At 56.5% G+C, this 1,852-nt stretch carries 1 rRNA gene (cut by a window edge); it reads right to left on the bottom strand.

The features are described 5' to 3' along the window. Positions 1 to 23: 23 nt before the first annotated feature. Positions 24 to 1,852 (bottom strand): 23S ribosomal RNA (locus ACWCWD_RS36990); it runs 1,372 nt beyond the window's last position.

Below are 1,852 nucleotides of genomic sequence, written 5' to 3'. Positions count from 1 at the left end.
CAACACAGTGGACGCGAGCAACTGAGGACAAGCCCTCGGCCTATTAGTACCAGTCAGCTCCACCCGTTACCGGGCTTCCACATCTGGCCTATCAACCCAGTCGTCTACTGGGAGCCTTAACCCCTCAAAGGGGGTGGGAATACTCATCTTGAAGCAGGCTTCCCGCTTAGATGCTTTCAGCGGTTATCCTTTCCGAACGTAGCCAACCAGCCATGCCCTTGGCAGGACAACTGGCACACCAGAGGTTCGTCCGTCCCGGTCCTCTCGTACTAGGGACAGCCCTTCTCAATATTCCTACGCGCACAGCGGATAGGGACCGAACTGTCTCACGACGTTCTAAACCCAGCTCGCGTACCGCTTTAATGGGCGAACAGCCCAACCCTTGGGACCGACTCCAGCCCCAGGATGCGACGAGCCGACATCGAGGTGCCAAACCATCCCGTCGATATGGACTCTTGGGGAAGATCAGCCTGTTATCCCCGGGGTACCTTTTATCCGTTGAGCGACAGCGCTTCCACAAGCCACTGCCGGATCACTAGTCCCGACTTTCGTCCCTGCTCGACCCGTCGGTCTCACAGTCAAGCTCCCTTGTGCACTTACACTCAACACCTGATTGCCAACCAGGCTGAGGGAACCTTTGGGCGCCTCCGTTACTCTTTAGGAGGCAACCGCCCCAGTTAAACTACCCATCAGACACTGTCCCTGATCCGGATCACGGACCGAGGTTAGACATCCAGCACGACCAGAGTGGTATTTCAACGGCGACTCCACAACCACTGGCGTGGCCGCTTCAAAGTCTCCCACCTATCCTACACAAGCCGAACCGAACACCAATATCAAACTGTAGTAAAGGTCCCGGGGTCTTTCCGTCCTGCTGCGCGAAACGAGCATCTTTACTCGTAATGCAATTTCACCGGGCCTATGGTTGAGACAGTCGAGAAGTCGTTACGCCATTCGTGCAGGTCGGAACTTACCCGACAAGGAATTTCGCTACCTTAGGATGGTTATAGTTACCACCGCCGTTTACTGGCGCTTAAGTTCTCAGCTTCGCCGACCCGAAAGTCAGCTAACCGGTCCCCTTAACGTTCCAGCACCGGGCAGGCGTCAGTCCGTATACATCGCCTTACGGCTTCGCACGGACCTGTGTTTTTAGTAAACAGTCGCTTCTCGCTGGTCTCTGCGGCCACCCCCAGCTCACCGAGTAAATCGGATCACCAGTGATGGCCCCCCTTCTCCCGAAGTTACGGGGGCATTTTGCCGAGTTCCTTAACCATAGTTCACCCGAACGCCTCGGTATTCTCTACCTGACCACCTGAGTCGGTTTAGGGTACGGGCCGCCATGAAACTCGCTAGAGGCTTTTCTCGACAGCATAGGATCATCCACTTCGCCACAATCGGCTCGGCATCAGGTCTCAGCCTTAACGTGTGACGGATTTGCCTACCACACGGCCTACACCCTTACCCCGGGACAACCACCGCCCGGGCTGGACTACCTTCCTGCGTCACCCCATCGCTTACCTACTACAAGTCTGGTTCATCGGCTCCACCACTACCCTCAACTCCGAAGAGATCGGGCCGGCTTCACGGACTTAGCATCGCCTGATTCAGTACTGGGCGTTTCAAAGCGGGTACCGGAATATCAACCGGTTGTCCATCGACTACGCCTGTCGGCCTCGCCTTAGGTCCCGACTTACCCTGGGCAGATCAGCTTGACCCAGGAACCCTTAGTCAATCGGCGCACACGTTTCTCACGTGTGTATCGCTACTCATGCCTGCATTCTCACTCGTGAACCGTCCACAACTCGCTTCCGCGGCTGCTTCACCCGGCACACGACGCTCCCCTACCCATCCC

This window comes from Streptomyces sp. NPDC001493 (genome assembly GCF_053597235.1).
This window is presented reverse-complemented; position numbering and strand designations above follow the sequence as displayed.